The organism is Halopelagius fulvigenes (assembly GCF_055398025.1).
The window spans coordinates 1,764,420-1,790,143 of record NZ_AP043846.1 but is presented as its reverse complement, the minus strand read 5'-3'; the positions used below and the strand labels follow the sequence as shown (position 1 = coordinate 1,790,143).

Annotated in this window: 21 protein-coding genes; 16 read left to right on the top strand and 5 right to left on the bottom strand. The window is 68.8% G+C overall.

Going from position 1 to position 25,724, the window contains the following annotated elements:
• Nucleotides 1-188: 188 nt before the first annotated feature.
• From ACZ522_RS13930 to ACZ522_RS13900, 7 genes are all read left to right on the top strand, one after another.
• Complete coding sequence (locus ACZ522_RS13930; protein ID WP_379698428.1) at nucleotides 189-1,124, top strand: formate/nitrite transporter family protein; 936 nt, start codon at nucleotides 189-191, stop codon at nucleotides 1,122-1,124.
• A 185-nt stretch (nucleotides 1,125-1,309) separates the two neighbouring features.
• Complete coding sequence (gene mutS / locus ACZ522_RS13925) at nucleotides 1,310-4,087, top strand: DNA mismatch repair protein MutS (RefSeq protein WP_379698431.1); 2,778 nt, start codon at nucleotides 1,310-1,312, stop codon at nucleotides 4,085-4,087.
• Nucleotides 4,084-4,488 carry an NUDIX hydrolase gene (locus tag ACZ522_RS13920; RefSeq protein WP_379698433.1) on the top strand — a complete coding sequence of 135 codons (405 nt, stop codon included), beginning with the start codon at nucleotides 4,084-4,086 and terminating at the stop codon, nucleotides 4,486-4,488. The genes mutS and ACZ522_RS13920 overlap by 4 nt, the downstream gene beginning before the upstream one ends.
• 71 nt (nucleotides 4,489-4,559) lie before the next feature.
• Nucleotides 4,560-6,839 carry a DNA mismatch repair endonuclease MutL gene (gene mutL / locus ACZ522_RS13915; protein ID WP_379699923.1) on the top strand — a complete coding sequence of 760 codons (2,280 nt, stop codon included), beginning with the start codon at nucleotides 4,560-4,562 and terminating at the stop codon, nucleotides 6,837-6,839.
• Between the two features lie 61 nt (nucleotides 6,840-6,900).
• The gene (gene kdgK1 / locus ACZ522_RS13910) at nucleotides 6,901-7,863 is read left to right on the top strand and encodes a bifunctional 2-dehydro-3-deoxygluconokinase/2-dehydro-3-deoxygalactonokinase (RefSeq protein ID WP_379698436.1); all 963 of its coding nucleotides are present in this window, start codon (nucleotides 6,901-6,903) and stop codon (nucleotides 7,861-7,863) included.
• Nucleotides 7,864-7,979: 116 nt separating this feature from the next.
• Complete coding sequence (locus ACZ522_RS13905; RefSeq protein ID WP_379698440.1) at nucleotides 7,980-9,248, top strand: PGF-CTERM sorting domain-containing protein; 1,269 nt, start codon at nucleotides 7,980-7,982, stop codon at nucleotides 9,246-9,248.
• A gap of 143 nt (nucleotides 9,249-9,391) precedes the next feature.
• On the top strand, nucleotides 9,392-10,801 hold the full coding sequence (locus ACZ522_RS13900) for a dihydrolipoyl dehydrogenase family protein (RefSeq protein WP_379698442.1): 1,410 nt from the start codon (nucleotides 9,392-9,394) through the stop codon (nucleotides 10,799-10,801).
• 22 nt (nucleotides 10,802-10,823) lie between these two features.
• Here ACZ522_RS13900 and ACZ522_RS13895 read toward each other — a convergent pair whose 3' ends face one another.
• Nucleotides 10,824-12,032 carry a sensor histidine kinase gene (locus ACZ522_RS13895; RefSeq protein ID WP_379698444.1) on the bottom strand — a complete coding sequence of 403 codons (1,209 nt, stop codon included), beginning with the start codon at nucleotides 12,030-12,032 and terminating at the stop codon, nucleotides 10,824-10,826.
• A gap of 152 nt (nucleotides 12,033-12,184) precedes the next feature.
• Between ACZ522_RS13895 and arcD the strand changes: the two genes are divergently transcribed.
• From arcD to ACZ522_RS13880, 3 genes are all read left to right on the top strand, one after another.
• Complete coding sequence (gene arcD, locus ACZ522_RS13890) at nucleotides 12,185-13,663, top strand: arginine/ornithine antiporter ArcD (RefSeq protein WP_379698447.1); 1,479 nt, start codon at nucleotides 12,185-12,187, stop codon at nucleotides 13,661-13,663.
• Between the two features lie 105 nt (nucleotides 13,664-13,768).
• Complete coding sequence (locus ACZ522_RS13885; RefSeq protein ID WP_379698449.1) at nucleotides 13,769-14,419, top strand: helix-turn-helix domain-containing protein; 651 nt, start codon at nucleotides 13,769-13,771, stop codon at nucleotides 14,417-14,419.
• Nucleotides 14,420-14,632: 213 nt separating this feature from the next.
• The gene (locus tag ACZ522_RS13880) at nucleotides 14,633-15,328 is read left to right on the top strand and encodes a DUF6663 family protein (RefSeq protein ID WP_379698452.1); all 696 of its coding nucleotides are present in this window, start codon (nucleotides 14,633-14,635) and stop codon (nucleotides 15,326-15,328) included.
• Between the two features lie 18 nt (nucleotides 15,329-15,346).
• On the opposite strand, the gene ACZ522_RS13875 is transcribed toward ACZ522_RS13880, so the two are convergent.
• Complete coding sequence (locus tag ACZ522_RS13875) at nucleotides 15,347-16,321, bottom strand: C-terminal binding protein (RefSeq protein ID WP_379698454.1); 975 nt, start codon at nucleotides 16,319-16,321, stop codon at nucleotides 15,347-15,349.
• 191 nt (nucleotides 16,322-16,512) lie between these two features.
• Here ACZ522_RS13875 and ACZ522_RS13870 point away from each other — a divergent pair, with 191 nt between their 5' ends.
• Nucleotides 16,513-16,938, top strand: coding sequence for a CopG family ribbon-helix-helix protein (locus ACZ522_RS13870; protein ID WP_092537807.1), 426 nt, complete (start codon nucleotides 16,513-16,515; stop codon nucleotides 16,936-16,938).
• Nucleotides 16,939-16,947: 9 nt separating this feature from the next.
• Here the strand turns inward: ACZ522_RS13870 and rdfA are convergent, their stop codons facing one another.
• The gene (rdfA, locus tag ACZ522_RS13865; protein WP_379698457.1) at nucleotides 16,948-17,712 is read right to left on the bottom strand and encodes a rod-determining factor RdfA; all 765 of its coding nucleotides are present in this window, start codon (nucleotides 17,710-17,712) and stop codon (nucleotides 16,948-16,950) included.
• Between the two features lie 466 nt (nucleotides 17,713-18,178).
• On the opposite strand from rdfA, the gene ACZ522_RS13860 reads away from it, so the two are divergent.
• The 3 genes from ACZ522_RS13860 to ACZ522_RS13850 all read left to right on the top strand — a co-directional run bounded on the left by ACZ522_RS13860 (nucleotide 18,179) and on the right by ACZ522_RS13850 (nucleotide 22,183).
• The gene (locus ACZ522_RS13860; RefSeq protein ID WP_379698460.1) at nucleotides 18,179-19,744 is read left to right on the top strand and encodes a hypothetical protein; all 1,566 of its coding nucleotides are present in this window, start codon (nucleotides 18,179-18,181) and stop codon (nucleotides 19,742-19,744) included.
• A 73-nt stretch (nucleotides 19,745-19,817) separates the two neighbouring features.
• Nucleotides 19,818-21,047: an outer membrane protein assembly factor BamB family protein gene (locus tag ACZ522_RS13855; protein ID WP_379698463.1), complete on the top strand. Its 1,230-nt coding sequence runs from the start codon at nucleotides 19,818-19,820 to the stop codon at nucleotides 21,045-21,047.
• A gap of 77 nt (nucleotides 21,048-21,124) precedes the next feature.
• Complete coding sequence (locus tag ACZ522_RS13850) at nucleotides 21,125-22,183, top strand: iron transporter (RefSeq protein ID WP_379698466.1); 1,059 nt, start codon at nucleotides 21,125-21,127, stop codon at nucleotides 22,181-22,183.
• A gap of 80 nt (nucleotides 22,184-22,263) precedes the next feature.
• On the opposite strand, the gene ACZ522_RS13845 is transcribed toward ACZ522_RS13850, so the two are convergent.
• Entirely contained in the window at nucleotides 22,264-22,431 is a 168-nt protein-coding gene (locus ACZ522_RS13845) for a hypothetical protein (protein ID WP_464391777.1), read from the bottom strand.
• Between the two features lie 253 nt (nucleotides 22,432-22,684).
• On the opposite strand from ACZ522_RS13845, the gene ACZ522_RS13840 reads away from it, so the two are divergent.
• Nucleotides 22,685-23,695 (top strand): ion channel, encoded by a 1,011-nt coding sequence (locus tag ACZ522_RS13840; protein WP_379698472.1) that lies wholly within the window; start codon nucleotides 22,685-22,687, stop codon nucleotides 23,693-23,695.
• Between the two features lie 110 nt (nucleotides 23,696-23,805).
• Here the strand turns inward: ACZ522_RS13840 and ACZ522_RS13835 are convergent, their stop codons facing one another.
• Nucleotides 23,806-24,138 (bottom strand): DUF5789 family protein, encoded by a 333-nt coding sequence (locus ACZ522_RS13835; protein ID WP_379698475.1) that lies wholly within the window; start codon nucleotides 24,136-24,138, stop codon nucleotides 23,806-23,808.
• Nucleotides 24,139-24,254: 116 nt separating this feature from the next.
• Between ACZ522_RS13835 and ACZ522_RS13830 the strand changes: the two genes are divergently transcribed.
• Nucleotides 24,255-25,637 (top strand): sulfatase family protein, encoded by a 1,383-nt coding sequence (locus ACZ522_RS13830; protein ID WP_379698477.1) that lies wholly within the window; start codon nucleotides 24,255-24,257, stop codon nucleotides 25,635-25,637.
• Nucleotides 25,638-25,724: the final 87 nt, after the last annotated feature.

The following is a 25,724-nucleotide window of genomic DNA, read 5'->3' as shown; positions in this document are numbered from 1 at the left end:
CAACATAACTCTGTCGCGCTGATTACCACATCCGATAATTCTCGGGCGGGCGGACGGAGCGCAGCGCGACCGAAACGCTCGGTCTGCGGGTTCGGTATCGGCGTGCGGACTCCGACCGCCGGGGGGACGCACAGAGGCCGCGGCGGGCCAGTTTTGATACGCGCCGCGCGCGACTGCACGGGCACAGGATGAGTTCTCGCGACCAGGGGCGCGACGACAGTGCGGTCAGAGACACGTTCGACCGCGCTCGAAGCGGCGCACCCGCCGCGGGCGGCGCCGTCAGGGACCGCTTCTCGACCGACGAGATATTCCAACGCGTGGTCGCCACCGCCGACGAGGAGGTCGGAGCGCCGACGGAGCGACTCTACCTCAGCGGTCTCGCCGCGGGGTTCGCCATCACGCTCACCTTCTTCTTCTACGCCTCGATGACGGCGGCGGCGGAGGGTATCGACGCCGCCGGACTCCTCGCTCCGCTTCTGTACCCCGTCGGCTTCGTCTACATCATCATCGGGCGGTACCAACTCTACACGGAGAACACGCTCACGCCCGTCACGCTGGCGTTGACCCGCGTGACGAGCGTTCCGTCGGTGCTCCGCGTGTGGGTCATCGTCCTCGCGGGGAACCTCACCGGCGGGGCCGTCGGCGCGTTCGTCCTGGCGAACACCGGGGTGTTCTCCTCGGCCGCCGCCACCGCCGCCGTCGAAATCGGCACCAAGGGCGTCGAGACGCCGTGGTGGGACCTCGTGTTCAAGGGGATGTTCGCCGGGTGGTTGGTCGCCGGGATGGTGTGGCTCGAACACGCGGTTCGGGACTCCATCTCCCGCGTCGTCCTCGTCTACCTCGTCATCTTCACCATCCCCGCGACGGGGCTGAACCACATCGTCGTCAGTTTCACCGACGCCGTCTACGTCGTCTTCTCCGGCGAGTTGGGACTCCTCACGGCCCTCGTCCAGTTTCCGCTCCCGGTTCTCGTCGGCAACACCCTCGGCGGGGTGGTGCTCGTCACCCTGCTGAACTACGGTCAGACCGAACACCAGTTCCCCGACGAGAACCGACGCCGTCGCCTCTCCCTCCGGGAGTGGTTGTTCGAGCGTCACACCGGGCGCGTCGAGGACGCCGACTGACGGACGAAGGGAACCGAGAGGCGACAGAGAGCAGGAAGGAGGGAAGACGTGGAGAGAAGGAGAGACCGGCGAAGCTCACTCGCCGCCGTCGGTGACGGTGGGCGGTCGAGCGACTGACGCGCGCGGCGGCGGGGAGGGACCCCCGGACCACAGCGTTTTATCCGCGCGAACCCCCACCTTCGGGTATGACTTCGCAGGGAATCGTCGGGGAGTTCCTCTCTCTGAAGTCCGAGACGGACGCGGACGTCCTGACGATGCAGTGCGGCGACTTCTACGAGTTCTTCGCCGAGGACGCCGAGTTGGTCGGCGAGGAACTCGACCTGAAGGTCTCACAGAAGTCCTCCCACGGGTCCTCGTACCCGATGGCGGGAGTGCCCCTCGACGATCTGACACCGTACCTGAAGGCGTTGGTCGAACGCGGCTACCGGGTGGCCGTCGCGGACCAGTTCGAAGACGACGGCGGCGGTCACTACCGCGAGGTGACGCGCGTCGTCACCCCCGGGACGCTACTTGAGACGACGGACGACGACGCGCGGTACATCGCCGCCGTCGTCGCCGAGCAAAGCTCGGCTGACCGCCGGACTTCGTCCGGCGACGTGGCGGACGACGCCGGGGCCGACGGGGGTGTCGGCCTCGCCTTCGCCGACGTGACCACCGGCCGGTTCTTCGTGACGGAGGCGGCGGACGCCGACGCCGCCCACTCCGAGTTGTACCGCTTCGCGCCCGTCGAGATACTGCCCGGGCCGACGGTTCGGGGCGACGACGAGTTCCTCCGCCGCCTGCGGGAGGGGACGGACGCCTCACTGTCGCTTTTCGAATCCGAGTCGTTCGCCCCCGGCCGGGCGAAACACGTCGTCCGCGAACAGTTCGGCCGCGAGACGCTCGAGAGCGTCGGCCTGGACTCCGAACTCGCCGTTCGGGCCGCGGGCGGCGTCCTCCGGTACGTCGAGGAGACGGGCGCGGGCGTCCTCCGGTCGATGACGCGCCTGCAGACGTACGAGACGCGCGACCACCTCGAACTGGACGCGACGACCCAGCGCAACCTCGAACTGACGGAGACGATGCACGGCGAGCGGAAAGGAACGCTCGTGGACGCCATCGACCACACCGTGACGAGTCCCGGCGGCCGCCTCCTGCGGGAGTGGGTGACGCGCCCCCGCCGCGACACCGAGGAACTCCGCCGCCGCCTCGACTGCGTGGAGGCACTCGCCGCCGAGGCGTTGGCGCGCGAACGCGTCCGCGACGCCTTAGACGGGGCGTACGACCTCGAACGACTCGCCGCCCGCGCGGCGTCGGGAAGCGCCGACGCCTCCGACCTGCTCGCCGTCCGCGACACCCTCGCCGTCCTGCCGGAACTCGCCGAGGCCGTCGAGGGGAGTCGCCTCGCCGACTCCCCCCTCGCCGACGTGGTGACCCGCCCCGACAGGGAGGCGGCCGCCGACGTCCGCGCCGAACTCGAAGCCGCACTCGCGGAGGACCCCCCGAAGACGGTGACCCAGGGCGGCCTGTTCAAGCGAGGCTACGACGACGAACTCGACGAACTCATCGACCGCCATGAGTCCGCCGAACGGTGGATAGACACCCTCGCGGAACGCGAGAAGCGCCGGCACGGCCTCTCGCACGTGACGGTGGACCGCAACAAGACGGACGGCTACTACATCCAAGTCGGCAAGTCCGTCGCCGACAGGGTGCCGGAGCACTACCGCGAGATAAAGACGCTGAAGAACTCGAAGCGGTTCGTCACCGAGGAGTTAGAGGAGAAAGAGCGCACGATACTCCGTCTGGAGGAGACGCGCGGCGACTTGGAGTACGACCTCTTCGGCGAGTTGCGCGAACGGGTGGCCGCCTGCGCGGAACTCCTGCAGGACGTGGGGCGGACGCTGGCGGAGGTGGACGTGTTGGCGTCGCTGGCCGTCCACGCCGCCGGCAACGACTGGACGCGCCCGACGCTCTCGCCGTCGGGACCGCTCCGCATCGACGCCGGGCGACACCCCGTCGTCGAACGGACCACCGAGTTCGTTCCGAACGACCTCCACATGGACGAGGAACGCGGCTTCCTCATCGTCACCGGGCCGAACATGTCGGGGAAGTCCACGTACATGCGACAGGTGGCGCTCATCGTCCTGTTGGCGCAGGTGGGGAGTTTCGTCCCCGCGCGCGACGCCGAGATCGGCCTCGTTGACGGCATCTACACGCGCGTCGGCGCGTTGGACGAACTCGCGCAGGGTCGCTCGACGTTCATGGTGGAGATGCAGGAACTGTCGAACATCCTCCACTCCGCGACGGAGGAGTCGCTCGTCATCTTAGACGAGGTGGGCCGCGGCACGGCGACGTACGACGGCATCTCCATCGCGTGGGCCGCCACGGAGTACCTCCACAACGAGGTGCGAGCCAAAACGCTGTTTGCCACGCACTACCATGAACTTACATCATTGGCCGACCACCTCCGACGCGTGGCGAACGTTCACGTGGCCGCGGAGGAACGCGACGGAGATGTGACGTTCCTGCGGACGGTCGAGGAGGGCCCGACGGACCGGTCGTACGGGATTCACGTCGCGGAGCTCGCCGGCGTCCCCGGACCGGTGGTGGGACGGGCGGACGAGGTGTTAGAGAAGTTGCGCGAGGAGAAGGCCATCGAGGCGAAGGGAAGCGGCCGGAGCGGCCCCGTGCAGGCCGTCTTCGACCTCTCGTCCGGACAGTTCGCCGCGTCGAACGGCGGGCGCGAGTCGGACCGGTCGGAGGCGGGCGACGGCGACGCCGAGTCGGCGTCGGCGCGCGACGGGTCGCCGTCGAACGGTGACGCCACCGTAGTGGAAGGGCACACGACAGGACGAACCATGGACCCCGAGATGGAAGCGATACTCGACGAACTCGAATCGACGGACGTGAACCAGACGTCGCCGCTCGAACTGATGCAACGGGTGCAGGAGTGGCAGGACAGACTCGGCGGTGACCGGCCGTGACCGAACGACCGCTTCGCGCCACGGTGAGTCTCCGCGGCGTCCTGTTCGGCCCGCGGGACGACGTTCTCGTCGTCAAGCGCACCACCGACGGCGGGTGGGAACTCCCCGGCGGGCGACTCGGCGCGCAGGAGGACGCCCCCGAGGGCGTCTACCGCGAGATAAAGGAGGAGACCGGTCTGGACGTGGACGTGTGCCGACCGGTCCACGCCATCTCGTGGCGCAACGACGACGACGACGGGCGGTTCGGCGTCTACTACCGCTGTCTCGCCCCCGAGACGGAGGTGTCGCTCAGCCACGAGCACACCGACTTCGACTGGATGTCGCCGCGGGACGCCGCCGAGCGTCTCAGCGACGCGCAGGGAAAGGCTGTTAGGCGCGCGCTGGAGGAACACGACCAGTGAGCGACAGAGAGACGGAGACGGACGGGGACGGCACCGACCGGACGGAGGCGGACGCCGAGGACGCGCCGACCATCACGGCCCTCGACGACCGCACGATTCGACAGATAGCGGCCGGCGAGGTGGTCGAGCGTCCCGCCTCCGTCGTGAAGGAACTCGTCGAGAACAGCCTCGACGCGGGCGCGAGTCGCGTCTCCGTCGCGGTGGACGCCGGCGGCACCGAGGGCGTCCGCGTCCGCGACGACGGGCGCGGCATGACCGAATCGGAGGTGCAACTCGCCGTCGAGGAGCACACGACGAGCAAGATAACCGACATCGGCGACTTGGAGTCCGGCGTCGGCACCTTGGGCTTCCGCGGCGAGGCGTTGCACACGATCACGGCCGTCTCGCGGACGACCGTCCGGACGAAACCGCAGGGCGGCGAGGCGGGGACGGAACTCCGCGTCGAAGGCGGCGAGGTGACCGACGTGCGCCCGGCGGGGTGCCCGGAGGGAACCGTCGTCGAAGTCAAGGACCTGTTCTACAACACGCCCGCGCGGCGGAAGTTCCTGAAGACGACGGCGACGGAGTTCGACCACGTCAACACCGTCGTCACCCACTACGCGTTGGCGAACCCCGACGTGGCCATCTCCTTGGAACACGACGACAGGGAGGTGTTCGCCACCGAGGGGCGCGGGAGCCTCGAATCGACGATTCTCTCCGTGTACGGCCGCGAAGTCGCGGAGTCGATGATCCGCGTCGACCACGAACCCGAGGCGGAGCCGATAGCGTCGGTGTCGGGACTCGTCAGTCACCCCGAGACGACCCGGAGCACGCGCGAGTACCTCTCGACGTTCGTCAACGGCCGGTACGTCACCGCGCGCGTCCTCCGCGAGTCCGTCCTCGACGCCTACGGCGGGCAACTCGCCTCCGACCGCTACCCCTTCGCGGTGCTGTTCGTGGACCTGCCCGCCGACGCGATAGACGTCAACGTCCACCCGCGGAAGATGGAGGTGCGCTTCGACGACGAGAGCGCGGTGAGAGACGCCGTGGAGGAGGCCGTGAAGTCCGCGCTCTTAGAGGAGGGGCTGATTCGGACGTCCGCGCCGCGGGGGCGGTCCGCCCCGGACGAAACCGCCGTCTCGCCGGAGTCGCCGACCGAAGAGGTGACCGGCGGCGCGGGGCACAGCCCCCAACCCGAATCGTCGGGCGGGCGGACGACGCGTTCCCGTTCGCGTTCGCTCAGCGGGGGCGCCGGACGGTCGGCGCGCGCCGGCGAGGGCGCGGAACCCGAGTCCGCCGCGGGTGCGGCGGGGTCGAACGCGGACGACGACTCGACGCAGACGTCGTTCGAGGGCGTCGCCGAGTCGGCGGACGGCACGGGAGACGGTCCGACCGGCGCGGACGACTCCCTCGACGCCGACGACGACGGCGGATGGACCGCTTCGGCGGACCGCACCGCCGACTCCGCGGAGGCTTCGACGGCCGGTCGGACGGACCCGAACGACGACGACGCGTGGACCGTCTCGACCGGAACCTCCTCGAGCGGGGCAGGGCGGTCGAAGCGCGACTCCGGGCGCTCGGCGTCGTCGCCGGGGAGGGACGCCTCGCACTCGAACGCCAACCCGACCGGAGGGGACGATTCCAGCGCCGACCGGGGTCCGGCGACCCCCCGAACGGAGTTCGGCGGCGTCGAGGGGCCGACGGTGCAACGCGACTTGGACGGCGGCGAGGCGTCGCTGGAACCGGAGTTCGACAGACTGCCGTCGATGCGCGTCCTCGGCCAACTGCACGACACCTACATCGTCGCGGAGACGGCGGAGGGCCTCGTCCTCGTGGACCAACACGCCGCCGACGAACGGGTGAACTACGAGCAACTGCAGGCCGAACTGGACGGCGACGTGGCGACGCAGACGCTCGCGGACCCGGTGGAACTCGAACTGACTGCGCGGGAGGCGGCCCTGTTCTCCGAGTACCGCGACGCCCTCGCGGACGTGGGCTTCCGCGCCGAACGGACGGACGAGCGAACCGTCGAGGTTCGGAGCGTCCCCGCGGTGTTCGCGTCGGCGTTGGACCCGGAACTGCTCCGCGACGCCCTGACGGCGTTCGTCGCCGAGGGCGACGACGGCGGGCGCAAGACGGTGGCGAGCGTGGCCGACGAACTGCTCGCCGACTTGGCGTGTTACCCCTCCGTGACGGGCAACACCTCGCTCACCGAGGGATCCGTCGTGGACCTCCTCTCGGCACTCGACGACTGCGAGAACCCCTACGCCTGCCCGCACGGGCGGCCGGTGGTCATCGAGTTCGACCGCGGGGAGATAGGCGACCGCTTCGAGCGAGACTACCCCGGCCACGGCGGACGGCGGGCGGAGTAGTCCGCGCAGTCCGTCGAACAGACCTCCCGAACTTATGTACCGGTCCGATGAACGGTGGTTTATGAGCGACCTCGTCACGTTCGGGGAGACGATGCTTCGGTTGTCGCCGCCGCACGGCGAGCGACTGGAACGGACTCGCACACTCGACGTCCAAGCTGGCGGCGCGGAGAGTAACGTCGCGGTGGCCGCCGCGCGCCTCGGCGTGGACGCAGTGTGGCTGTCGAAGCTGCCGGACTCCTCGCTGGGCCGGCGCGTCGTCTCGGAACTGCGGAGTCACGGCGTCAGAACCGGTATCGTCTGGGACGACCCCGCCGAGTCGCGCATCGGCACCTACTACCTCGAACCCGGGACCGAACCCCGCGGCACCGACGTCATCTACGACCGGGCCGACGCCGCCGTGACGACGACGGTGCCGGAGGAACTCCCGCTAGGCGCGATTCGCAACTCCGATGTGTTCTACACCAGCGGAATCACGCCCGCCCTCTCGGAGACGCTGGCCGCCACGACGGAACGCGTCCTGGCCGCGGCGCAGGACGGCGAGTCCACGACGACGGTGTTCGACCTGAACTACCGGTCGAAGCTCTGGTCGCCCGCGGAGGCGCGCGAGGAGTTCGAGTCGCTGTTCCCCGCCATCGACGTCCTCGTCGCGGCGGAACGCGACGTGCGGTCGGTCCTCGAACGCGAGGGCGACGCGCCCGAACTCGCCCGCGGACTCGCCGATGACTTCGGTTTCGAGACGGTGGTCGTCACCCGCGGGGAGAACGGGTCCGTCGCCCTCAACGAGGGGCAGGTGTTCGAACAGGACGTCTACCGCGCGGAGACGGTGGACGCCATCGGCACGGGCGACGCCTTCGTCGGCGGGTTCCTGGCGAAGCGACTCCACGGCGGCGGCGTGGGCGAAGCGCTCGAATACGGCTCCGCCGCCGCCTCGCTGAAACGCACCATCAACGGCGACTTAGCGGTCATCTCGCCGGAGGAGGTGGACGCCGTCGTCGAACACGAGGCCGGTGGGATCTCACGATGAACCGGGATAAAGCCGGATTGTCGTGATTTTTCAAAATTAAACGCCGCCTTCCCTAAACTCGTAAAAACATATGTCGTAAATAATATCAACTAGTGACGATTGTTCGTCGAGACGCAATGAAACGCGTAGCAGTGGTGTTGGCAGCGATGCTCGTCGCCGCCGCAGTTGCGCCCGCCGCGGGCGCGGCGACGGCGACCGAAGCACGGGAGAGTTTGGCGTCGGCGTACGCCGGGACGCACGTCGCCTTCGACACCGAGTCGAACGCGGTGACGAACTACACTGTGAACGGCGCGGTGATGATGGATTCGCTCCGCGTCGAAGCCGCAAGCGGGTCCGAATCGTCCGGTAGCGCCGGTCTCGACGCGGACGTCTCGCTCTCGTCGGCGGCGAATATCGGCGGAAGCGCCGTCTCCGTGACGGCGAGTGCGGAGACGAACGCCACCGTCGAAACCGAAAGCGGCGCGACCCTCCGGGCGCACGACAACCCGAAGGGGAGCCTCGTGGTCCGGAGCGGTAACGGGACGCAGGTCGTCCGCGCGAACGTGAGCGACGACGCGACGGCGTCCGCCGAGGGCGACTCCCGCGTCGTCGTCGAACGCGAGAACGCGATGGGCGTCTTCATCGCCGTCGGGAACGCCTCGGTGAACGTCACCGACTCCGGCGACGTGAGCGCACGGGTCGAAGAGGACGGTCGCGTCGTCTTCCGCGCGTACGCCGGAGAGCGCTCCGAGAGCGACGAACGTGCCGAAGCGTTCATCGCCGACGGAACCGCGACGGCGCAGGTGTACGTCGACGAGCGGAACGGTTCCCGGACGACCGACGTGGTGAACTACGATTCGAACACCACCGTCGAGTTCGAGGAGAGTTCCGACGGGAACGTCACCATGACCGTCGAACGGCCCGTCCACAACGGCACCGTGGTGCTCACCAGCGTCTCCGACGCCGTAGTGAACTCCGCGGGCGGCCTGAACGTCTCCGTCGACGGCGAGGCGGCCGCGGAAGCCTCCTCGTACGCGGAACTGACGTCCGCCGCCGACGGCGGCGACCGGTCGGCGTTCCTCGTCGCGAACGAGTCCGCCGACGCCGGCGCGGAGGCGCAGACCGACGTGTACGTGGCGATCAACCACTTCTCCGAGCGAACCGTGACGGTGCAGTCGGAGAACGGGACGACCGAGACGGCCACCGAAACGTCGAACGAGACGGCCGACGCCGCGGCTACGGACGAATCGAGCGAGACGACCGAGGCGTCCGACGCGACCGGATCGTCCCACGCCTCCGAGACCGGCCACGGTGAGGAGACGTCGTCCACGTCCGCGCCCGGGTTCGGCGCGGTGGTCTCCGTCGTCGCACTCCTCGGTGCGGCCCTCGCCGCCCTCCGCCGGTAACGTCCGCGCGGTACCCGGAGCGTAGAGACACTCGGAGTCGCGGCGAACCGCCCGGAGGGTCGGACCCTCCCGAACCGCTATCCGTTCTTTCGAACGCCCCCGTTCTCCCGAACCACTATCCGTTCGCGCGCCTCTGTGTCGGTATGACACACGTACTCGTCGTGGGCGCGTACGGAAGTGCGGGCGTCGCCGCCGCGGAGGGGTTGCTCGACGCGGTGGGCGAGGACATCGACCGCCTGACGCTGGTCGACGACGGCGAACCGGGCGGCGGACTCTGCATCCTCCGCGGGTGCATGCCGTCGAAGGAGGTGCTCTCGGCGGCGGAACACAGGTATCAGGCGCGGCACGACGACAGACTCGTCGGCGACCCCCCCGAGATGGACCTCGAACGGATCGTCGCGCGGAAGGACGAACACGTCTCGGACTTCGCGGCGCACCGCCGGGGTGCCGTTCACGAGATGGCGGAGCGTCCCGGCGTGGAGTTCCGCCACGAACGCGCCGAGTTCGTCGGCGAGCGGACGATTCGCGTCGGCGACGACAGCGTCGAGGCGGACTACGTCGTCGTCGCCACGGGCTCTGAACCGGACGTGGCGGACATCCCCGGCATGGACGAGGTGGAGTTCTACGGGAGCGCGGACACGCTGGACGCGACGGAGTTGCCCGACTCCGCCGTCGTGATGGGGTTCGGCTTCGTCGGACTGGAACTCGTGCCGTACCTCGCGGAGGCGGGGGTGGACGTCACCGTAATCGAACACGACGAACGGCCGTTGGACGAGGCGGACCCCGCCTTCGGCGAGGAGATGCTCTCTCTGTACCGCGAGGAGTTCGGCGTCGAAATCCTGACCGAGACGTACGAACGGCGGGTCGAACCGACCGACTCGGGCGTCCGGTTGCACGTCGAGGGTGCCGACGGCGACCGGTCCGCCGTGGACGCCGAGGGGTTGTTCTGCTTCACGGGGCGACGGCCGAACGTGCGGGGACTCGGGCTCGAACGGGCGGGCATCTCCGTCGGACCGAAGCGGGTTGCCGAGACGATGCGGTCGGTGGACGACCCGCGCGTGTTCGTCCCGGGCGACGCGAACGGCAAAGAGCCCATCCTCCACGTCGCGAAGGAGCAGGGGTACCTCACCGCCGAGAACGTCCTCGCGGACCTTCGCGGGGATGAACTCCGGGCGTACGAGAACGTCCACCACCACGTCGTCTTCTCCGGGGCGTCCGTCTACCCGTACGCCCGCGTCGGCCACTCGGAGGCGTCCGCAGAGGCGGCGGGCCTCGACTACGTGGTCGCACACAGGGAGGCGTCCGACGACGGCGTGTTCAAGACGAAAGCCACGCCGCGCGGACGGGCGACGCTCGTGGCGGGGACCGACGGCACGGTTCTCGGCTATCAGGGGTTGCACTACCACGCGGACGTGATGGCCAAGACGATGCAGGTGGTGGTCGAACGCGGGATGGACGTGCGGACGGTCCCCGACAGGGCGTACCACCCGACGACGCCCGAGATTCTCGACGGCCTCGTCCGACGGGCGGCCGAGAAGGTAGAGCGGGCGTGAACGCCGGCGCGCCGTCCGGCGTTCAGACGTCCGGGCCCGCGCCGCCGACGGCGACGGAGTCCCCGTCGGTCCCGTCGCCGTCGGGCGTCGGCGCGGCGTAGCCGTCGGACGCGAAGCGGTCCCCGGGCGGGCGCGGGAGCGACACGGTGACGGCCGTTCCGACCGACCGCTCCTCGAAGTCGAGTCGGCCGCCGGACTCGGCGACGACCCACCGGACGAACCAGAGGCCGAGGCCGCTGGAGTGGCTGAGCGGCGTCTCGACGCCCGAATCGAGGACGGCGAGTTCCGCCTCGGGGATGCCGGGGCCGTCGTCGGCGACGCGCAGGACGACCGCGTCCGGGCGGACGGTCACGCGGACGGAGACGAGGGGCTCCGGGGAGGGGTTGTGGACGACGGCGTTCTCCACCAGGTCGTCCACCATCGCGTCGAGGAGGGGGACGGTGGAGACGTGCGCCTCCTCGGGAAGGTCGGCAGCGACGGCGGCCTCCGGGTGATCCACCCGAAGGGCGTCGAGTCTGTTGCGGACGACCGCCGCGAGGTCCGACCGCATCGAGGAGACGTCCTCGTTCTCCGCGAGCAACTGTTCGAGTTGGCGGGCCTTCTCGCTCAGGTGGAGAATCTCCTCGGACTTCCGTTCGATGACGGCGGCGCGGCGTCGGGCGTCGGCCCCCTCGGCCTCGCCCGCGGCGATGAGCGAGGCGTACCCTTGGACGACGTTCACCTCGTTGCGCAAGTCGTGGCGGAGGACGCGGTTCAGGACGTGAAGCCGTTGGCTCAACCACTCCGCGCGGCGTCGCTCGGACCGCAGGCGCGCCGCGGTTCGGGCCGCGCGCGCGTCGTAGACGCCGACGAGGAGTCCGACGAACGCGCCGCCGGTCGCCGCGTTGGCGACGAGGAACCACCACCGTTCGAGGGCGATTCCCTCGGCGCGGAGGTACAGCACCGTGAGGACGCCGAGAGCGCCGACGGCGGCGACGGCGGCGAGCGTCCAGCGGACGAGGTGGGCGACGTAGTCGCGGCCCAAGCCGGTTCGGAGGAGCCACCCCGTCGCGAGGAGGAACGTCGCCGACGCGACGAGGGGGCCGAGCGCGGCGAAGAGGAGCGACGCGTAGCCGTGCGTCTCCCCCCGCACGTCGCCGGCGAGGTGGACGACGTGGACGAGGCTCAGAGCGCCCCCGACGGCCCAGAGTACCGCCGGGCCGTACCGCGAGAGTCGGGGGGTCGTCGCCATTCTACCCCATCTGTTCGTTCCCGTCGCATTAGGGTTTCGTCGCGGCGAAGGCGTCGCGGACAGGTGCGAGGTACCACGACCCACGAGAGCGAATACCCATGGGACATTCTACCGACGAATACAAATGCGCCACCCGCATATTCGGCCTGAATATGGCGACATTATCGTTCGAACCGCTGACGTACGAAGACATTCCCGAGGACGAGCGACCGACGCTCGGGCAGGCGCTCGTCCCCATCGTCGGGATGCTCGTCTTCCTGAGCGTCGGCGCGATTATGCTCGACCTCGACCCGCAGATACCGCTCCTGTTCGGTATCGCGCTGACCGGCCTGGTGGGTCGGTACTGGCTCGGGAAGTCGTGGCAGTCGATGTACGAGGGCATCGCCGACGGGCTCCTGATGGGGATGCAGGCGATCCTCATCATCTTCGTCATCTACATGCTCATCTCCACGTGGACGGGCGCGGGCACCATCCCCTCTCTCATCTACTACGGGTTGGAGCTGCTCACGCCGAGGGTGTTCCTGCCGATAGCGACGCTCTTGGCCGCCGGCGTCGCGTTCGCCATCGGGTCGTCGTGGACGACGGCGGGGACGCTCGGCGTCGCGTTCATCGGCATCGGCGCGGGCCTCGGCGTGCCCGAACCGATGACGGCGGGTGCGGTCCTCACGGGCGCGTACACCGGCGACAAGATATCGCCGCTGTCGGACACGACGAACCTCGCGGCGGCGGTGACGAACACCGACCTGATGACCCACGTTCGGACGATGCGCGTCGGGACGGGCATCGCGCTCGTCATCTCCTTGGTGCTTTACACCTACCTCGGATTCTCCGCGACGGGCAGCATCCCGCCGGGCCGAATCGAGACCATCCAGTCGGCCATCGCGAACAGTTACGTCGTCTCGCCCGTGACGTTCGCGCCCCTCGTGTTGACGTTCGCGCTGGCGCTCCGCGGCTATCCGGCGCTGCCGGCCATCACGTCCGGCGTCTTCGCGGGCATCGCGACGCAGATTCTCGTACAGGAACCGCTCACCTCGGAGGGACTGGTCGCGGCGATGGACGTCGCGCAGTCCGGAACGACCGTCGAGACGGGCGTCACCCTCGTCAACGACCTGTTGGCGACGGGCGGCCTCGTCGGGTCGGCGTGGACGATCACCGTCGTCATCTCGGCGCTCGCGCTCGGCGGCATCCTCGAACGGACGGGCATCCTCGCGGTCATCGCCTACCGCATCGGGCAGTCGATAAACAGCGTCGGCGGACTCACCGCGGGGACGGCGCTGTCGGCGTTCGGGATGAACGTCCTCGCCGCCGAGCAGTACATGTCCATCGTCGTCCCGGGGATGAGCCTCCGCGGCCTCTACGACGACTTCGACCTGGACAGCCGGAACCTCTCGCGGGCCGTCGAAGCCGCCGGGACGACGACGAGCGCGCTCGTCCCGTGGAACGCGGGCGGGGTGTACATGGCGACGGTGCTCGGCGTGCCGACGCTGGAGTACGCGCCGTACTACTTCCTCGGCTTCCTCTCGCCCGCCATCCTCATCGTCATGGGCGTCACCGGATGGCGCATCACGAAGCAGAGCGAGGACACGACGGCGGGCATCAAGGGTGCGGTCGAGTCGCTGAGCGACGACTGACGACCGACCCCCTCGGACGCTCTCTTCGCCTTTTCGACCCCCGAACGGCGCGGGACCGAACGCGCTCGGGGAGCGGTTCATGTGTCTACGGTGCGAACGACTCGCATGACCACGCCGACGGTCATCGCCGAAATCGAACTCACCCACCCGGAGTTAGTCCTCACGCGGACGATAGAGGCAGTTCCGGCGATGAAGACGGAGCTGGAGTATCAGGTCGTCGCCGAACCCGGGACGTACTACCTGTTCTTCGAGGCGCACGGCGGGGACTTCGACGCGTTCGACGCCGCCGTCGCGGAGGACCCGACGGTGTCGGACAGTACGGTGATAATCGACGCGCCGGAGCTCCGCGTCTACCGGATGACGCTGACCTCGACGGAGCGACTGGTGCTGCCGAAGGCCGCGGAGTTGGGGATGCGGATACTCACCGCGAAGAGCGGCGAGAGCGGGTGGCTCGCCACGCTGGAGGTGCCCGAGTTGGAGACGCTCAAGGCGTTTCGGTCCCACTGCGCCGAGCGAGACGTGGCGGTGAAGGTGAAACGGCTCTACCACCCGGAGGACAGACGCGGCGCGCAGTACGACCTGACGCCCGTCCAGCGCGAGACGCTGGTCGCCGCCTACGAGCGAGGCTATCTGGAGGTTCCAAGAGAGGCGTCGATACAGGAACTCGCCGAGGCGTTAGGCGTCTCCACCTCCTCGGTCAGCGCGCGACTCCGGCGCGGCACGAAGAACCTCGTCGAGAACACGCTCCTGCGGTGACGACCGTGCCCGAGTCGGTATATAAACACACGAATTATGGAGGCCTCGCGCTCAATTCAGTAGAGACACTACATACTATCGGTGGTTCGTAGCCGTCGGCGCGGAGGACCACCGTCAGAGGCACCCTACACACGCTCGGTTTCTATTTCGTCCGCGCCCCCTCCTTCCGTCGGAATCGTCCGTCTTATTCGCCGCCGCGCGTAAGCGTCGCGCATGGACTTGACGACGACGGGTCGATACCGCGTGTTGGGGCGGCCGCGCGACTCGGACGAACTCCTCCTCATAGACGCCGCGGAAGGAAGTTCCGCGAGCCGCCGGACGGTGTCCGGCGACGTTGATATCGACGCCGACGGCGACGCCGGCGGCGCGGACGCCGACGCCGAGGCGTTCGGCCCGACGTACGTCGCGGCGACGGGGTACGACGGCGAACTCGGCGAGGGAGTCGCGTCGCTGGAGGCGGGGAACCTCGTGGACGCCCGCCTCTCGTGGGCGGACGGCGACCCGCGGTTCGAGTCCGTCGAGGTGATCGCCGAGACGACGTTCGAGTTCCTCGACGGCGTCACGGGGATGTTCGAGGCGGCCAAGGAGACGTGGTGGGCGGCCGAGGCGGACGGCGAGGCGATGAACGGGCGCGTGACGAGAGACACCGACGGCGAACCGAACGGCGCGCTCTACGTCTTCGCGAAGCAGTCCGGCGCGCGCGACCTGTTCGAGGAGTTCAAAAACGGCGTCACGCCGCTCGAACCCCTCGTCGAACGCGCGAACGAGGGCGGGGACCGCGCCCCCGAGACGGAGCAACCGCGCGCGGTGTTCGTCATGCGACCGGCGGACGAACCGTTCCTCGTCGTCTACATCGCGTTCCGGCGCGACGGGATGCTCGCGCGGACGGTTCGGGACACCTACGCCTGAGGCGTTCAGCGGTCGGCGTCAGCCCCACTCGGGGTCCACGGCGGACTCCGGTTCCTCGCCGTCGAGGACGCGCCGAACGTCCGAGGCGACGCGCCGGTTGAGTTCCTCGACCGCCTCCTCGGAGTACCACCCCGCGTGCGGCGAGAGCACCACGTCCTCGCGGTCGGTCAACGGCGACTCCGCCGGGAGGGGTTCCTCCTCGAACACGTCGAGGCCGGCGGCGGCGACGTCGCCCGAATCGAGCGCGGAGACGAGTGCGTCCTCGTCCACGACGGCCCCGCGGCCGGTGTTGACGAGAATCGCCCCGTCGCGCATCCGCGAGAACGCCTCCGCGTCGAACATCCCGCGCGTCTCCGGCGTCGCCGGGGCGTTGACTGACACGTAGTCCGACCGGTCGAGGAGTCCCTCGAAGTCCACGAGCGTTACGTCCGCGTCGAACGCTTCGAGGCCCGACTCGTCGAGGTACGGGTCGTACGCGACCACGTCCACGTCGAACCCCGAAGTCAGTTCGGCCAGTCGGCGCGCAATAGCGCCGAACGAGACGAACCCGAGGGTGCGCCCTCGGAGGCGGCGGAGGTTCCGCGACGGGAACGACGGCCACTCGCCGCGTTTGACCGACTCGTCGTACTCCGGAATCGCCCGTACGCACGCGAGGAGAAGCGCGAGGGCGTGCGTCGCCACCTCGTCGGTGCAGTAGCCGGGGACGTTGGTCACCGTCACACCCGCGTCGGCGGCCGCGGCCACGTCGATGTTGTCGAACCCGACGGCGGCGCGGGCGACGACCGAGAGGTCGAGTCGTTCGAACGCCTCCGCGGTGACGGGCGTCCCGACGTCGGTGATGACCGCGTCGGCACCGACGGACTCGCAGGCCGCCACGAGCGCATCGACTGAGCCGAGTTCCGCGAACGTCGCCTCCGCCGAGGGGCCGAGATGCTCCCGAATCGAGTCAGGCCGAATCATGTGGAAGTCGCTGACGACGACTTGGTGCGACATCTCGTCGGGACGTTCTCCCGGTTCGCACTTCAACGCCCGTTCGATTCCCGCGAGCGGAGAAAGTAGATGGGGCGACAGAGGCGACGAACCAAGGTGAGAGAGCGGAACAGCGAATCGACAGAATCACTCCGGGCACCGGGTCGGAGGCGGGGATACCAGTATTTAATACCGAAAACGCCCTCGATTAATACATGACCGTTGTCAGTGTCTCCATGCCGGAGGAGTTGTTGGAGCGCATCGACTCTTTCGCGGGCGAACACGGCTACACCGGACGGAGCGAAGTCGTCCGCGAGGCCGCCCGAAACCTCCTCGGCGAGTTCGAGGACAAGCGCCTCGAAGACAGGGAACTGATGGCCGTCGTCACGGTCATCTTCGACTTCGAGACGACGGCCGTCGAAGAGAAGATGATGAAACTCCGCCACGAGTACGAGGGACTGGTCGCCTCGAACTTCCACAACCACGTGGGGAACCACTACTGCATGGAACTGTTCGTCCTCGAAGGCGAACTCGAAGACATCTCCAACTTCGTCGGGCGCATCCGCGCCACCAAGGACACCCTGAGCGTCGACTACTCCGTGATGCCCGTGGACGACTTCACCGCCATCACGACGGCGTAAGGCCCCCCGTCAGGCGACTCCGAGCGACGCGAATGCGTCGAACAAAGGAACGAACTGCTCCGACGTCGACGTCAGGAGGCCGAACGCCGTCTCCGCGGGGAGGACTCCGAGCGACGACTCGCGTTCGGGGGCGTCCGAGTCGGAGTCGGCACGCGCCGCCCCTCCGAACGCGGAGTGGTCGTCGCAGACGTACCCGCGTTCGACGGCGTCCGCCATCGAGACGGCGGCGCCGCAGTCGGGACACGAGAGCGTCACGTCCACCTCGACGGCGGCGTCCGCCGCGCCGCGGAGTCGGTCCTTCGAGGAGAGGGACCGCAACGCCGCCCGGGCTTTCTCCTCGACGCGCCCCCGCGCCACGTCCACGCTGTTTACCTCCCAGTCCGTCGTCGCGGCCGCGCGGGGTTTCTCGCCGCCGAGACAGTCGTTGAGGTGCCGACGCATCGTGCTCCACGAGATGAACGCCCGCCGCGCCGACTCGGGGTCGATGCCGTCCCGCCGTAAGTCGTCGGCCACCTCCGCCCGGCGCGCGTCGTCGGCCCCTTGCAGGGCCTCGTACTCGCTTTCGACGCGGACGCCCGTCGCGGTGCGGTCGTGTTCCTCGTAGATTCGCGCCAGCAGACGGCGGTTGAACCACTCGGTCAGGGATTTGTACCCCGCGCTTTCGGCCTCCCCCCGCCCCGTCCACCGAGCGAGGAGGTACGCGTCGAGCGAATCGTACTCCGACGACGGGGCCGCGAGGCCGTACCGGTCGGTCACCACGTCCACCTTACACATTGTCTCGCCGTCTCCGGGTTCGCCGCGGGCGAGTAATAAAACTGCGCCGCCCGCCCGCCGCCGGTGACGCCTCCTTTCTAACAACCGCTTATCCGTTGTCGGCTGTTTCAACCTGTTCTTCGGTGGAAAAAGACTATAGGAAAACCGGCGAAGAGTGTACGTGCCGCGAAAGCGGCGTCGGCGCGACGCGGGTAGTCGGGTCAGTCGTCTCCTCGAACACCGCACCGTTGGCATTCCGTCCCCGAACCCGACCGACGACGACTACCGGTCGCGCCGAGCGACGGCCGCCCCGGTCCGACACGGCGTCCGACTCCCCTGCTGAAGTCAGCGTCGCGTCGGCGGGCGGCGGTCGAGACGGAGACGCTCGTAACGCTCGGAGGCGCGCCCTCGGACACCGCTCTCCGTCTCGCGGCGTTAGCGAACCGTACCGACTTCGTTTTGTGACTCGCGCGGCAACGGAAGCCGTATGAGCACGGGGGAACGTCCGCGGAGGCGGACGCGAGCGACGACGGGCGCGCGTACCGCGGGTCGGACGATACTCGTCGCGCTTCTGGTCTCACTCGCCGCCCGCCCCGCCGCCGCGCACCAGTTCTCCTCGCGGTTCGACGCGCCGATTCCGCTCGAACTCCTCTACGGCGGGGCGGCCGCCGCCGTCGCCGCGACGGCTCTCCTCCTCGCCGCAGTGAACGAGACGCCGACGCTCCGGCGACGACTGGTCGCGGTGCCGCGGGGCGTCGCACGCGCGGCGGCGGCGTCGGCGCGCGCGGCGTTCTTCCTCGCGTTCGTCGGCGTGTTGGTCGCCGGCCTCGCCGGACCGAGGGCCGCCGCGGAGAACTTCGCGACGCTCTTCACGTGGTCGATATGGCTGAAGGGCGTCGGACTCGTCGCCGTCGTCGCGGGGAGTCCGTGGCGGACGCTGTCGCCGTGGCGGACGCTGTACGACGCGCTCTGCCGACTCGAAGGCCGGGAGATACGGCTGCGGTCGTACCCTTCCGGGCTGGGACACTGGCCCGCACTCGCGTGGTTCGTCGTCCTCGTCGGCGTCGCGGAGAACCTCACGCAGGTCCCGCAACTGCCGGCGGCGACGGCCGTCGTCGTCGCCGTCTACGCCCTCGTCACCCTCGGCGGCGCACTCCTGTTCGGCCGCGAGTGGTTCGAACGCGGCGACGTCTTCGAGGCGTTGTACGACCTACTGGGTCGGACCGCCCCCCTGTCTGCGACGCCCCGCGACGGGGAGTGGGCGATCGAACTCCGCGCGCCGTGGCGCGACTGTTCGGCACCGCTCTCGACGCGGACGCTGACCGCCTTCGTCGTGGCGATGGTGTACACGGTCACGTTCGACGGCTTCGCGGAGTCGCCGCTGTATCAGAGCCTCTACTTCGGGGTTCGGGAGGCGTTCGACGTCGGTCCGTCGGTGAGCGTCGTCCTCTACGAGGCCGGACTGTTCGGCTTCCTCCTCGCGTACCTCCTCGTCGTCGTCGCCGTGGACCGACTGACCCGCATCGCCCGGGACCGGTCCGGGGCGGAGGCGGGCGCTTCGCGGGCGGGCGCGGACGCCAAAGCCGACGGCGGCGACGGGTCCGACGCCGCCTCTCCCCCGGCGTCCGCCGCACTCGCGTTCGGCGGGACGCTCCTCCCCATCGCGGCGGGGTACGAAGTCGCGCACAACTACGGGTTCGTGGCGACGTACCTCGGCCGCCTCCCGACGCTGGCGGGGTTCGACGCCGCGGATCCCCTCTGGTGGCTGTCGATTCCGGCGTTTTGGATCTCGCAGGTGCTTTTCATCGTGGCGGGACACGTCGTCGCCGTCGTCGCCGCCGACGCCGTCGTCCGGCGAAACCTGACCGCCCGTCCGTCCGGCGACGGTGACGAGCGAAGCTCGTCGGCCCACTGGACTCCGTCCGGTGACGCCGCGCGCCGTCGCGCCCCGCCGAAGCGGTGGGCGCTTCTCGCGCACGCGCCCCTCGTCGCCCTGATGGTCGGGTACACCGCCCTCTCGCTTTGGGTCGTCTCGCTCCCCGTCGCGGGGTGACCGAGGTGGTCCGACGGCCGAACGCCGACCGAGATGCGGGCGCTTATCTCCGTTCCCCCGCGTAGACGGAGCGATGAGAGTCGTCACGGCCCTCGTAGCACTCGTCGTCGCCGGCGGACTCCTCGCCGTCGCGGGATACGGACTCGTCGGCGCGGACGGCGCCACCCTCTCGGCGTCGTGGGTGAGCGACACCGGCCGCCAGATTTCCTCGAACCACCACGCCGTCGCGGTCGCCGACGGGAGCGTGTACGCCCCGATCAGCGGCGCTGACGGGAGCGACCGGTGCGCCCTCGTCGCCATCGACGCCGAAAGCGGCGCGACGACGTGGCGGTACGGAATTCCGCCGGCCAACTGCACGATTCACTCGGTGGCCGACCCCGCGGTCGCGGACGTGACGGGCGACGGCGCGCCGGAGGTGGTGGCCGCGACGACGGAGAAGGAGGTGACCGGGTTCGACCCCGAGGACGGCGAGGTGACGTTCCGACACGGACTGTCGGACTACGGCTACACCAAGCCCGTCGTCGCCGACATCGCGCCCGCGCCGGGCGAGGAACTCGTCGTCGCCGACGTGACGGGCACGGTGTTCGTCGTCGGCGCGGACGGAACCGAGCGGTGGACGTACGCCTTCGACGAGTACGTCTGGTCGCAACCGGTCGTCGCCGACTTCGACTCCGACGGGGAACCCGAACTGCTGGTCGCCGGCAAGAGCGGAACGGCCGTCCTGTTCTCGGGGAACGGGAGCGTCGAGTGGCGAAGCGCAGTCGCCGACGGCGACGCGGTCACGTGGGCGACGACCGGACAGGCAGACGACGACGCGGCCCTCGAAGCCGTCTTCTCCACCGTCGACGGCGACGCGGTGGCGGTGGACGGGTCCGACGGCGACGTCGAGTGGCGGCGGAACGTCGGGGAGTTCGCCGCCGTGAACGCGTTCTCGGCGGGCGGTCCCGACGCCGCCGCGACGGTGTACGTCACGTCGAAGGACGGGCGCGTGCGGGCGCTCGACGCCGAGACGGGGGCCGTCCGGTGGACGACCGAAGTCGTCACCGAACGCGTCCAGATGATGCCGCCGCCGAGTCTGGGCGACGTGGACGGCGACGGCGCGGCGGAACTCGTCGCGCCCGGAAACGACGGGAGCGTCACCGTCCTCGACCCGGCGACGGGCGACGTGGTAGCGACGTACGCGCGGGACGCGCCCATCTTCGCCCCGGCGACGCTCTCGGACGCGGACGGCGACGGTACGTCGGAGGCGTACGTCATCTACGCCGACGGGCGAGTCGTCCGCTTGAAGTACGAGGCGTCGTAGTTACCCCGTCGCCCCTCTTCCTCCCGTTCGACGGGTGCACCAGAACCCGTATCCCCCCTCATCTCTCGAATTCGACCATGCAGCGACGCCGCGCTCTCGGCGCGTTCGGTACCGCGGCCTTGGGGTCCCTCGCGGGGTGTCTGGGCGGCGCAACGAGCCTCTTCGAGACGACGCAGAACGAGGAACCGCCGTTAGTCGAGAACCGCCCCGACGCGGTGTACGTCCCCACGCACGTCGAGGGGATGGAGATGGTCGGAACGACGGACGCGGGCGACCTGAAGGTCGGAGTGATGTACTCGTACCCCCACCGCTTCTGGGTCGTCGAGAACGAGGGCGGCGAGTACGTGACGAAGCAGACGCCGATCGAGGGCGACGACGCCGTCCACCTGATGGCGACGCCGTGGAACCCCGAGACGGGGACGGTCGTCCCGAACGTCGGCCTGTCGCTGGAGATTCTCCGCGACGGGTCGCTGGTGTCCGAGGAGGTCATCTACCCGATGCTCTCACAGCGCATGGGCTTTCACTACGGCGCGAACTTCCCTCTCGACGGCGACGGGACGTACGAGGTTCGGGTGAGCGTCGGCGGAACGAACGTGGCGCGGTTCGGCGCTCTGGCGGGGAAGTTCGAGGGCGGCGGCGCGGGCACCGTCGAGTTGGAGTTCTCCAACCGGGACCTGAACGACATCCAGTACCGACTGCTCGAAGACCGGCAGGGGCAGCGAGGCGCGCTCACACCGATGGAGATGGAGATGATTCCGACGGGTGACACGCCGGACCCCCTCCCTGGGATGTCGCTCGGGCGCGGGACGAGCGGTGACGCCGCGTTCGTCGGGAGCGTCGTCGAGGACGACCGGTTCGGCGAGAAGCCGTACCTCGTCGTCTCGGCGCGGACGCCGCACAACGCCCTCACGATACCGGGGATGGCGCTCTCGGCGGCGGTTGACGGCGGAGAGACCTTCGGCGGCCGGTTGACGCCCGGCCTCGACCCCGAACTCGGCTTCCACTACGGCGCGCCCGTCGCGGACCTCTCCGGCGACGCCGACGTGACCGTCAGCGTGGACGTGCCGCCGCAGGTGGCCCGCCACGAGGGCTACGAGACGGCGTTCCTCGATACGGGGTCGTTCGATCTGCGGTGAGGCGGCGGGCGCGAGAAGAGTCGCCGCCGCCGCGACGGCGAGAGGGAGGGATATTTAAACCGGAGTCGGTGCTCGGACCGTCACTCGGGTTTTATCGTGACCCTCCGTACCTCTACGTCGTTCTCCCGAATTCGTTCGAAGGTGCGCCCGTCGACGTCGCTTATCTTACCCTCGATGCGAACACGAACTTCGTTCTCCTCGGGCACCGTCTCGGTGACCCAGGTGATTTCATCCCAGTTAGCGTTCATCAAACTGCTCCACCCCAACGAGAGGACGTACGCGCTGCGCGCAGGTAAATATCATTATTAATTTCACCCTATTCGCGTGGGAAGACCGTACAGTCGCACCGATGGGGAACGAGACGGAAGGCGCAGACGGACGATACAGGCGGCACGACGGCCGAGTTGCGTCGTCGCGTCGCTCGGACGAACACAATATTTGAGTGTCGCGCCGGCGTATGTACCATGCGATGGTTCCACGTTTTAGCGCGGGGGACTCCCCGTGAACCCGGCGTATCTCGCACTGGGTGGGCTCCTCCTCGTCGGCACCGTCGTCGACATACTCTGGACGACGCTCTGGGCCGAGGGCGGCGCGGGTCCGTTCACCTCGAAGATGATGCGGTGGACGTGGAGCGCGTTAGAGTGGGGAAGCGGCGGGCGGTCACGCGTACTCACCTTCGCCGGACCGGTTATCCTGACTCTCACCCTCGTGTTCTGGCTTCTGTTCATCTGGATGGGGTGGGCGTTGCTCTTCGCCGGCGGGACGGACGCCATCTACAACACGGGTACCGGCCGGGCGGTCTCGTGGGCCGACACGATATACTTCGCCGGATACACCGTCTTCACCCTCGGGAACGGCGGCTTCTCGCCCAAGGAGGGCGTCTGGCAGATGGCCACGGTGCTGGCGACGGCGAGCGGGATGCTGTTCGTCACGCTGAGCGTGACGTACCTCCTCTCGGTCCTCAGTGCGGTCACGCAGAAGCACGCGTTCGCCGGCGGCGTGACCGGACTCGGGACGGACGCCGACACCGTCGTGCGGGCGTTCTGGGACGGCGAGGGGTTCCGCGGCGTCGACCACCAACTGGACACGTTCTCCGACCAGGTCAACACGCTCACGGCGAACCACAAGGCGTACCCGATTCTCCACTACTTCCACAGCAAGCAGGCGGAGAACGACCCCATCGTGGCCGTCGTCGTCCTCGACGAGACGCTGACGCTCCTCCGGTTCGGGCTCGCGGAACGGAACCGGCTGAGCGGGGCCCTCCTCAAGGGGGCGCGTTCGAGCGTCGAGGACTACCTCAGCACGCTCGACGCACTCAGCACGTCGGCCGGTTCCGTCGACCGCGACCCGCCCCCGCCGGACCTCGACTCCCTCCGCGACGCCGGCCTCCCGACCGTCTCCGGCGAACGGTTCGCCGACTCCTTCGACGACGACCTGAACGAACGACGGCGGACGCTACTCGCGTTCGTCGAGAGCGGCGGACGGGAGTGGCCCTCCACGAAAGAGCAGTAGTACTCTATCCGCGAACGTGATGTCCGACGGGACGGCCGACGCGGCATCGAACGCGGGCCGTCGCTATCGTCGGCTGTTTCTCGGGCAGGTACGGCGGCGAGAGAGCGGGATCAGCGGTGGATCAGACCCAGTATCCGACTCCGAGCGTCGTCGGCGGAGTCGTACGTCTGATTGTCGGTCGGAGCGAGCACTTCTTCGAGCGACTCCTCTCCGCCTCGCGTTTGGATCACGTAGTCGCCGTACGCTTCGACCAACTCGTCGGTCGTGACCGGGTACTCCTCCGATTCGAGCGCTTCGTCGAGGTCACCGAGTCGGTTATCGAGGTCACCGCTCATCGGTTTGTCCTCGTCGGCGCGGTCGCGCGCCTCCTCCATCTCCCGCTTTCGCTGGCGTTTCTCTCTGTCGTCGGCTTGCTTGTTTCGGCCCTTTTTGTCGTCTGCCATCCCCCGTGCTAAGAGATTGAGTCGGATAAGAGCGCGGGCGGTTCTCGACGGGACCGAACGGTCGCACGTCCGACGGGTATCGGGGCTTAAGTCGCGCACCTCCGCAGTGAGAACCAATGCGAGTAGTGTACATCGACATCGACTCCCTCCGCCCGGACCACATCGGAGCGTACGGGTACGACGCGCCGACGACGCCGAACCTCGACGAGTTCGCGGAGGACTGCGTCGCGTTCGAACGGGCGTACGTCGCAAATTCGCCGTGTCTCCCCTCGCGGGCCGCGTTCCTGACGGGGCGGTACGGGCTTCAGAACGGGGTCGAAACGCACGGGCCGCAGTCGCAGCAGCTCCACCACCCGTCGAACGAAGTCGATTGGGCCGGGACGTGGGCGGACCACGTGCCGGAGCGACAGTGGTGGAGTCTGCCGCGGCTGTTCTACGAGGAGCGCGTTCCCGCGTTCGCCGTCTCGTCTTTTCCCCGGCACCCCGCACCCTGGTTTCACGACACGTGGCACGAAGTTCACCAACCCCAAGAGCCCGTCGGCGAGAACGAGTCGTTCCAGACGCCGCGGGCCGAATCGGTCGTCGACGACGCCATCGACGTACTCGCCCGGCACGAAGGCGGAGACTTCTTCGCGTACGTACAGCTCTGGGACCCGCACGGTCCGTATCTCCGCTCGGCGGAGGAAGTCGCGGCGTTCGAGGACGTTCCGATGCCGCCTCACCCGACCGCCGAGCAGATAGCCGACCACCGAGAGTGGGACGCGTGGCGTTCCGCGGACCACATGGGCGTCCGGGACCGCGACGACCTCCGAGCGCTCATCGCGAACTACGACGCGGAGATACGCTACGCCGACCGCCACGTCGGCCGACTGCTCGACCACCTCCGAGAGAACGCGCTCTACGAGGACTCCCTCGTCGTCGTGACGGCGGACCACGGCGAGGAGTTCGGCGAGCACGGCCTCTACCGCGAGCACTGGAGCACCCACGACGGGACGCAGCGCGTCCCGCTACTGGTCAAACCCCCCGCCGACACCGAGTACGAACCCGGCCGCCGGTCGCAGCTCGTCACGAACGTCGATATGCCGCCGACGCTCGCGGAGTACGCGGGCCTCGAAACGCCCGCCCGGTGGCAGGGCGACTCGGTACGCCCGCTTCTGGAGTCGGCCGACGAACCGTGGCGGGACGCCGTCGTCTTCGACCACGGCCTCTACACCGCCCAACGCGCGATACGGACCGACCGCTGGAAGCTCGTGAAGACGTATCACGCCGGCATGTGGGAAAGCGTCGTCCCCGAGACGCAACTGTTCGATATGGACGCCGACCCGTGGGAGCAGTCGGACGTGTCGGAGACGCACCCGGACGTCGTGAGTCGCTTGGAAGGACGCCTAACCGACTGGGTCGAGGAGCACAGGGAGGGCGACCGAGACGCGTTGCGGGCGGTCTCCGAGAGCGGCCCGATGGGGTGTCGGGCGTTCGGCGACGGATTCGACGGCGTCTGAGCGCGGGTGTATCGCTAACACAGTTTCAGGAACGAGAAAAAGTTCTTCACTCGAAGTTGTGCTCTTATTACCAGATTGTAACACAAT